This window comes from Nonomuraea sp. NPDC048882, from assembly GCF_040649755.1.
Lineage (GTDB): Bacteria > Actinomycetota > Actinomycetes > Streptosporangiales > Streptosporangiaceae > Nonomuraea > Nonomuraea maheshkhaliensis.
In genome coordinates this window covers 165270-172930 of sequence record NZ_JBEZGB010000020.1, presented here as the reverse complement: position 1 = coordinate 172930, position 7661 = coordinate 165270, and the positions used below count along the sequence as shown (strand labels likewise).

6 protein-coding genes are annotated in these 7661 nt (G+C 69.7%); 5 read left to right on the top strand and 1 reads right to left on the bottom strand.

Going from position 1 to position 7661, the window contains the following annotated elements:
- Positions 1 to 263 precede the first annotated feature (263 nt).
- The 5 genes from AB0C27_RS46820 (at position 264) to AB0C27_RS46800 (ending at position 6081) form a co-directional block, all read left to right on the top strand.
- Positions 264 to 1253: a LacI family DNA-binding transcriptional regulator gene (locus tag AB0C27_RS46820; protein ID WP_357859484.1), complete on the top strand. Its 990-nt coding sequence runs from the start codon at positions 264 to 266 to the stop codon at positions 1251 to 1253.
- Between the two features lie 155 nt (positions 1254 to 1408).
- Positions 1409 to 2764, top strand: coding sequence for an extracellular solute-binding protein (locus AB0C27_RS46815; protein WP_357859481.1), 1356 nt, complete (start codon positions 1409 to 1411; stop codon positions 2762 to 2764).
- A 5-nt stretch (positions 2765 to 2769) separates the two neighbouring features.
- A complete protein-coding gene (locus AB0C27_RS46810; RefSeq protein WP_357859478.1) occupies positions 2770 to 3636 on the top strand; it encodes a sugar ABC transporter permease in 867 nt (288 codons plus the stop codon).
- Entirely contained in the window at positions 3633 to 4565 is a 933-nt protein-coding gene (locus AB0C27_RS46805) for a carbohydrate ABC transporter permease (RefSeq protein WP_357859475.1), read from the top strand. The genes AB0C27_RS46810 and AB0C27_RS46805 overlap by 4 nt, the downstream gene beginning before the upstream one ends.
- Positions 4566 to 4569: 4 nt before the next feature.
- Positions 4570 to 6081 carry a glycoside hydrolase family 13 protein gene (locus AB0C27_RS46800; RefSeq protein ID WP_357859472.1) on the top strand — a complete coding sequence of 504 codons (1512 nt, stop codon included), beginning with the start codon at positions 4570 to 4572 and terminating at the stop codon, positions 6079 to 6081.
- An 80-nt stretch (positions 6082 to 6161) separates the two neighbouring features.
- Here AB0C27_RS46800 and AB0C27_RS46795 read toward each other — a convergent pair whose 3' ends face one another.
- Entirely contained in the window at positions 6162 to 7649 is a 1488-nt protein-coding gene (locus AB0C27_RS46795; protein ID WP_357859469.1) for a nitrilase-related carbon-nitrogen hydrolase, read from the bottom strand.
- Positions 7650 to 7661: the final 12 nt, after the last annotated feature.

The window sequence follows — 7661 nt, the reverse complement described above, 5'->3', positions numbered from 1 at the left end:
CAAGGGCGGCAAGCAGTGCTCTCATGGGGGTGGCCCTTCGGGTCAGGCGGATGGCCGAACCATAAGATGTCGAGCAGATAGCCGCAATATTTCGATGAGATTGCGCAAACATTCGACTGAATCACGTCGTGCCGTGCTGTTCAGAAGTCCTGGTCAGGAAGCGGGGAATGGCAGGAAGTCCGCCGTGGGCGTGGCGCAAACGACGACGTCCGATCTACGTAAGCGGTTGCAAGCGCTTGCGTGGATAGCCGTATAGTTTGCGCATGACACGACGACTCGCAGAGGTGGCCAAGAAGGTCGGGGTGAGCGAGGCGACCGTGAGCCGCGTGCTCAACGGCAAGCCCGGGGTGTCCGACGCGACCCGCGAGGCCGTGCTGACCGCGCTCGACGTGCTCGGCTACGAACGCCCCACCCAGCTGCGCGGCGACCGTGCCCGGCTGGTCGGCCTGGTGCTCCCCGAGCTGCAGAACCCGATCTTCCCCGCCTTCGCGGAAGTCGTCGGCGGCGCCCTGGCGCAGCAGGGCTTCACCTCGGTGCTGTGCACCCGCACGGTCGGCGGCGTCTCCGAGGCCGACTACGTGGACCTCCTGCTCCAGCAGCAGGTCAGCGGCGTGGTCTTCGCCGGCGGCCTGTACGCCCAGGCCGACGCCGCGCACGGGCACTACGAGCTGCTGCACGAGCGCAAGCTGCCCACGGTCCTGGTCAACGCCGCCGTCCAGCACCTCGACTTCCCCCAGGTGTCGTGCGACGACGTGGTGGCCGCCGAAATGGCCATCGCCCACCTGCGGGCGCTCGGCCACGAGCGGATCGGCATGGTGCTCGGGCCCAAGGACCACATGCCCTCGCGGCGCAAGCTGGAGACGTTCCAGGCGCAGGGCGGCGACGCGGAGCTGGTCGAGCACACGATGTTCTCGCTGGAGGGCGGGCACGCGGCCGCCGCCCGGCTGGTCAGGCGCGGGGTCACCGGCGTGATCTGCGCCAGCGACCTGCTCGCGCTCGGCACCGTGCGCGCCGCCCGCCGGGCCGGCCTCTCCGTTCCGGCCGACATCTCGGTCATCGGCTTCGACGACTCGGCCCTGATGAACTGCACCGAGCCGCCGCTGACCACCGTCCGCCAGCCCATCGACGCCATGGGCCGTGCCGCGGTCGACCTCCTGGTCGCCCAGATCGACAAGGCCGTGGTGCCCGCCGACGAGCTCCTCTTCGAGCCCGAGCTGGTCGTCCGCGCCTCCACCGCCCGCGCCGGCGCCTGACCCCGGACCGCCGCAGGCCCGTCCCCTCGGCTGGGGCGGGCCTGCGGACGCATGCGGCGTGACGGAGTCGTTATCTTGCAATATGAAGTCGAAATATTGCGCCCTTCGGTCGCTGAACCTATGGTGTGGGCACCTCGCATCAGAAGGGTCTGACCATGCAGAGATCCACCGGACTCTCGCTCGTAACCGTGCTGGCGCTGGCGACCACGGCGGCTTGTGGCTCGGGCGAGCCGCCCGCCCCCGCGGCCGGCGGCGGCGCCAAGGCCGTCTCGATCACGGTGGCCTGCCAGCCGGCGAAGTCCGCGCCGAAGGAACGGCAGGCCTGGGACGACGACGTGGCGACGTTCATGAAGGACCATCCCGGCGTGACGGTCAAGAGCACGGACCAGCAGCCGTGCTTCGACCCCAAGACGTTCGGTCCCAAGCTGGCGGGCGGCCAGATGGAGACGGCCTTCGTGGTGCCCGTGACCAACTACAACGACGTGATCGGCAAGGGCCAGGCGCTGGACATCACGCCGTACACGAGCGCCATCAAGAACTGGAACGACCTGCGCGCCGACCACAAGGAACTGCTCACCAAGGACGGCAAGGTCTACGGCGTCCCCAACGTGCACTACAGCGTCGGCCTGGTCTACAACCGCGCCCTGTTCACCAAGGCCGGGCTCGACCCCAACAGCCCGCCGAAGACCTGGGCCGAAGTCCGCGAGGCGGCCAAGAAGATCGCCGGGCTCGGCGCGGGACACGTCGGCTTCGGCGAGTACTCCGGCGGCAACACCGGCGGCTGGCACTTCACCCAGGCCGTCTACGGCCGCGGCGGCAGCATCCTGACCCCCGACGACAAGAAGGCCGCGTTCAACTCGCCCGAAGGCAAGGCCGTGCTGCAGACCCTGCACGACATGCGCTGGGTGGACAACAGCATGGGCACCAAACTGCTGGTCGGCTGGGAGTCGCTCATGGTCGCCATGGGCAGCGGCAAGGTCGGCATGATGCTCGGCGCGCCCGACGTGGTCACCGACGTGGTGAACAAGTTCAAGGGCAACGTGGCCGACTACGGCATCACCGGCTTCCCCGAGGCCAAGGCGTCGCTCAGCGGCGGCGAAGCGTTCATGATCAACCCGAAGGCCACGCCTGAGGAGGCCAAGGCCGCGCTGGAGTGGATCGACTTCCGCTTCAACACCGTCGGCAAGGGCCGCTTCGACTTCGCCCGCGGCAAGAGCATCGGCAACCCCGTCGGCGTCCCGGACAACGCCGTCTTCGGCGACTCGCCGACCGGCCAGGCCATCCAGGCCGACCGGGTCAAGAACGCCTCGCTCCCGGTCGAGAACTACGCCTCCTACGTCGAGGCGGCCGGCACGATCCCGCCGAAGGCCGAGCCGGTGCACGCCCAGGAGCTGTACGCCATCCTCGACGTGCCGATGTCGGGCGTCCTGAGCCGTAAGGAAGCCGACATCGACCAGCTGCTCGCGGACGCCGAGACCAAGGCCAACTCGGTGCTGGCGGCCAAGGGCTGACCCGTATGCAGATCTTGAGGCGCAACCTGACGGCCTACGGGTTCCTGTGCGCGGCGCTGGCCTGCTTCACGGTGTTCGCCTGGTATCCGATGGTCAGGGAGTTCATCCTGAGCTTCCAGAAGACCGACCTGATCAACGAGCCGATCTGGGTGGGCCTGGACAACTTCAAGACGGCCTTCCTGGACCCGGCCTTCGGCGAAGCCTGGCTGAACACCCTGGAGTTCACGCTCCTCGCCCTGCTGTGCGGCTATGCCGTGCCGTTCGTCGTCGCGCTCGTGCTCAACGAGCTGCGCCACGCCCGGGCCTACCTGCGGTTCGTGGTCTACCTGCCGGTCATGCTGCCGCCGATCGTGGCGGTGCTGCTGTTCAGGTGGTTCTACGACCCGGGGCCCGGGCTGTTCAACCAGATGCTCGACGTCCTCGGCCTGCCGCCGCTGGCCTGGCTGGACAGCTCGTCCACCGCCCTGATCTCCCTGGTCATCGTCTCGACCTGGATGAACATGGGCAGCGCGACGCTGATCTACCTGGCCGCGCTGCAGAACATCCCGCCCGAGCTGTACGAGGCGGCCGAGCTCGACGGCGCCGGCATCTGGAAGCGGATCAGGCACGTCACGATCCCGCAGACCCGGCTGATCCTGCTGCTCATGCTCATGCTGCAGATCGTGGCGACCATGCAGGTGTTCATCGAGCCGTACATGCTCACCGGCGGCGGGCCGGAGAACGCGACGGTCACGGTCGCGTACCTGATGTTCCAGAACGCGTTCACGCTGCAGGACTACGGCTCGGCCGGGGCGCTCGGCATGATGCTGATGATCGTGCTGCTCGTCTTCGCGGCCTTCCAGCTCCGGCTGACCAGGGAGGACAAGGCGTGATCTCCGTCGGGGCCCGGGCGACCACCGGGCACAAGCGGGGCAGGAAGAGGTCGCCGAAGCCCATCGAGGTGCAGTTCCGCACGATCGTCTCGCCTCATCAGCTCAACAGCAGGTGGGGCCGGCGGATCTACTGGCTCGTGCTGGCCGCGGTACTGGTGACGTTCACGCTGGCCTTCGTCTTCCCGCTCTACTGGATGGTGACGGGCGCGCTGAAGACGCCGGAGGAGCTGGCGCAGATGCCGCCGACGCTCGTGCCGGCCGAGCCGAGCACGGACGCGTTCTTCGAGGCGTGGGACCTGTTCGACATCGGCACGCTGCTGGTGAACACCGCCTACTACTCGCTCGGCGGCTGGGTCGTCTGCATGGCCGTGGACGTCTCGGCGGCGTACGCGCTGTCGAAGCTGCGGCCGATGTTCGGCAACGTCATCCTCGCCATGATGCTGGCCACGCTGATGATCCCGGCGATGGTCGTGCTGATCCCGCTGTACGTCACGGTCGTCGACCTGGGCCTGCTGAACAACCCGTGGGCGCTGTGGCTGCCCGCGGCGGCCAACGGCTTCAACATCTTCCTGCTCAAGCGCTTCTTCGACTCGATCCCCAGGGAACTGATCGAGGCCGCGCAGATCGACGGGGCGGGGCCGGTGCGCATCCTGCGCTCGGTGGTCCTGCCCATCTCCAGGCCCATCCTGGGCGTGGTCTCGATCTTCACGATCGTCACCTCGTTCAAGGACTTCGTCTGGCCGCTGCTGGTCATGACCGACAGCGACAAGATGACGATCAGCGTGGGCCTGTCGCAGACGGCCGGCGCCGTCACCCAGAACCAGGTCATGGGCGGTCTGCTGATCACCAGCATTCCCATGATCGTTGTTTTCTTCATCTTCCAACGGCACATCATGGCGGGCCTGACCGCCGGAAGCATCAAGGGATGAGCGCATGTCGCAAACGTGGTGGCGGGGGGCCGCGATCTACCAGGTCTACCTGCGTAGCTTCGCCGACGGGAACGGCGACGGCGTGGGAGACCTCGCCGGCCTGCGCGCCCGCCTGCCGTACCTGAAGGAACTCGGGATCGACGCCATCTGGCTCAACCCGTGGTACCCGTCGCCGATGGCCGACGGCGGCTACGACGTGGCCGACTACCGGGACATCGAGCCCGTCTTCGGCACGCTCGGCGAGGCCGAGCGCTTCATCCAGGAGGCGCACGACCTCGACGTCAAGGTCATCATCGACGTGGTCCCGAACCACAGCTCCACCGAGAGCGCCTGGTTCAAGGAGGCCCTGGCGGACCCGGCCGCCCGGGACCGGTTCTGGTTCGCCGACGAGCCGCTCAACGACTGGCAGTCGATCTTCGGCGGCCCGGCGTGGACGCAGCTCCCCGACGGCCAGTGGTATCTGCACCTGTTCGCTCCCGAGCAGCCGGACTTCAACTGGACGAACCCCGAGGTGCACCGGGAGTTCGAGGACGTGCTGCGCTTCTGGTTCGACCGCGGCGTGGACGGCGTCCGCATCGACTCGGCGGCGCTGCTGATCAAGTCCGACACCGCGTACGAAGACCTCGACGAGGTCCACGACGTCTACCGCCGGTGGCGCGAGGTGGCCGACGAGTATGGCGAGCGCGTCCTGATCGGGGAGGTATGGCTCCCCGATCAGGAGCGTTTCGCGCTCTACCTCCGCCCCGACGAGCTGCACACGGCCTTCAACTTCGACTTCCTGTCCTGCGCCTGGGACCCGGCCGACCTGCGCAGGTCGATCGAGCTGACGCTGGCCACGCACACCCCGGTCGGCGCCCCGCCGACGTGGGTGCTGTCCAACCACGACGTGACCAGGCCGGTCACCCGGTACGGCCGCGCCGACACCTCGTTCGCGCACGGCGGAGCCCTGCACGGCACCCCGTCGGACCCCGAACTGGGCTACCGCCGGGCCCGCGCCGCGGCGCTGCTGGCCATGGCCCTGCCCGGCTCGCTCTACGTCTACCAGGGCGAGGAGCTGGGCCTGCCGGAGGTGGAAGACCTGCCGGACGAGCTGCGTCAGGACCCGATGTACGCCCGCTCGGGCGGCACCAACCCGGGGCGCGACGGCTGTCGCATCCCGTTGCCGTGGTCAGGCGACGAGCCCCCGTTCGGGTTCGGCGACGGGACACCCTGGCTGCCGCAGCCGGAGAGCTGGCGCAAGCTGACGGCCGAGGCCCAGCGGACGGACCTCGACTCGATGCTCAACCTCTACCGCAGGGGCCTGGAGCTGCGGCGCAGGCTGCTCGGGGACGGGACGCTGACCTGGCTGCCGCTGGGGGAGGAGGTGCTGGCCTTCACCCGCGACTCGGGCCTGACCAGCGTCACGAACCTGGGCCAGGACCCGATCCCACTGCCCGCGGGCACCACGGTCGTGCTGGCCAGCGGCCCGATCGAGGACGGCCTGCTGCCCTCGGACACCACCGCCTGGCTGACCTGACCTGACTGACGGACCTGACGGCCCCCGGGCGGTCCTGCCGCCGCCCGGGGGCGCTCAGGGCCTTTCGCCGGTGGGCCCGGTCAGGCTTGGCTTCGCTCGGGGACGGCCCGGCTCGCGCCGTCCCCATTCCCGCGCGTCGTGCGGGACTCTCCCGTACGGGCTGACGGGCGCCTGCGGCGGATGACGAGCAGTGCGGCCAGCGTCATGCCCACGCACACCCAGCCGAACCAGTCGCCGAAGCGCGCGTAGAACGTGGGTCCTGAGGGCCCGGCGGGCACGTCGGCGACGGCCGTGACGAACGGCTCGCGCGTCCCCTCCGTGTCGGCCGAGGCCAGCACCCGCCCCCACGGGTCGGAGATCATCGGTGTGCCCCACTGCGCCGCCCAGGCCAGCGAGAACCCACTCTCCACCCCGCGCAGCAGCCCCATCCGGCTGTGCTGCCAGCCGTTGCCGTACTCGTCGGCCGCGGGCACCGCCAGCAGCCGCGCCCCCGCCCGCCCGTAGCCCCGGCTGGGGTCGGGGAAGTTGAGGTCCATGCAGTTCGCCAGGCCGACCAGCCCATCACTGGAGAACGCGAGCTCTGTGCCCTTTCTGAACGGAGCGCCCGGCGCGAAGTGCCACTTCGCGTAGTACACGTGCTTCGTCCCGTCGGCGGGGAGCAGCACCGAGTAGTTGTACTTGAGCCCGGGAGCCTTGTGCACGACTCCCACCACCACGTCGGTGCCGCGTGCCCGCCCGGCCTCCGCGAGCGGGCCGACCACGGTGGGCAGGCTGGTCTCGTCGGTGCCGAACGCCCCCTCGGGCAGCACCACCGTACGCACTCCGCCGGGCAGGGCCGCGATCTGCTCGACGTACGAACGCACCAGATCACGCCCGCCCGCGCTCGCGGCGTCCGGCGCCCACTGGTACCTGGTCGCGGCCAGCACCGCCACCCGCCGCGAGCCGTCGTCGCCGGCGCCGGCCAGTCGCCACGCTCCGAACCCCAGCGCGAGCCCGCAGACCAGCACGGCCGCCAGCCCGCCGCGCAGCCGGGCCCGCGCGTCCGCCCCCGGCGACAGCAGCGCCGCCACCGCGCACGGCACGAACAGCACCAGGAACTCCACGCCCCAGGCCCCCGTCACTGAGGCGAGCTGGACGACGACCGGCACCTCGGCCTGGTTGGTGGCCAGCGGCCAGATGATCCCCGACGGGTTGACCAGCGTGAACAGGTGCAGGGCGGCCACCCAGAGCGCCGGCGCGGCGAACGCCGCCGCCGTCGGACGCCCGCGCCGCACGAGCGCGCGGAAGAGCAGCACCGGCAGGCCGAACAGCAGCGAGCTGCCCACCACGATGAGCATCCCGACCGGCAGCGGCACCGACGGCGTCCGGAGAAAGAACTCGATCTGCCCGGCCAGCCCCAGCAGATAGGCCAGAAAGGTGACTCCGTAGGCCGTCCGGCCGCTCACCCTGGGCGCCAGCCAGAGGATCGGCAGAGGCGCGATCCACGTCAGCGCCGGGATCGGCGCGAAGCCGGTGCCGAGGAAGAACAGCCCGGCCGAGGCGGCGAGCGCCACGACCGAGTACGTCACCGCTAATTTCCC

What these genes read in the sequence shown, in the direction of transcription:
- AB0C27_RS46820 (WP_357859484.1), top strand. Translation starts at nt 264, where the DNA reads ATGACACGACGACTCGCAGAGGTGGCCAAGAAGGTCGGGGTGAGCGAG.
- AB0C27_RS46815 (WP_357859481.1), top strand. Translation starts at nt 1,409, where the DNA reads ATGCAGAGATCCACCGGACTCTCGCTCGTAACCGTGCTGGCGCTGGCG.
- AB0C27_RS46810 (WP_357859478.1), top strand. Translation starts at nt 2,770, where the DNA reads ATGCAGATCTTGAGGCGCAACCTGACGGCCTACGGGTTCCTGTGCGCG.
- AB0C27_RS46800 (WP_357859472.1), top strand. Translation starts at nt 4,570, where the DNA reads ATGTCGCAAACGTGGTGGCGGGGGGCCGCGATCTACCAGGTCTACCTG.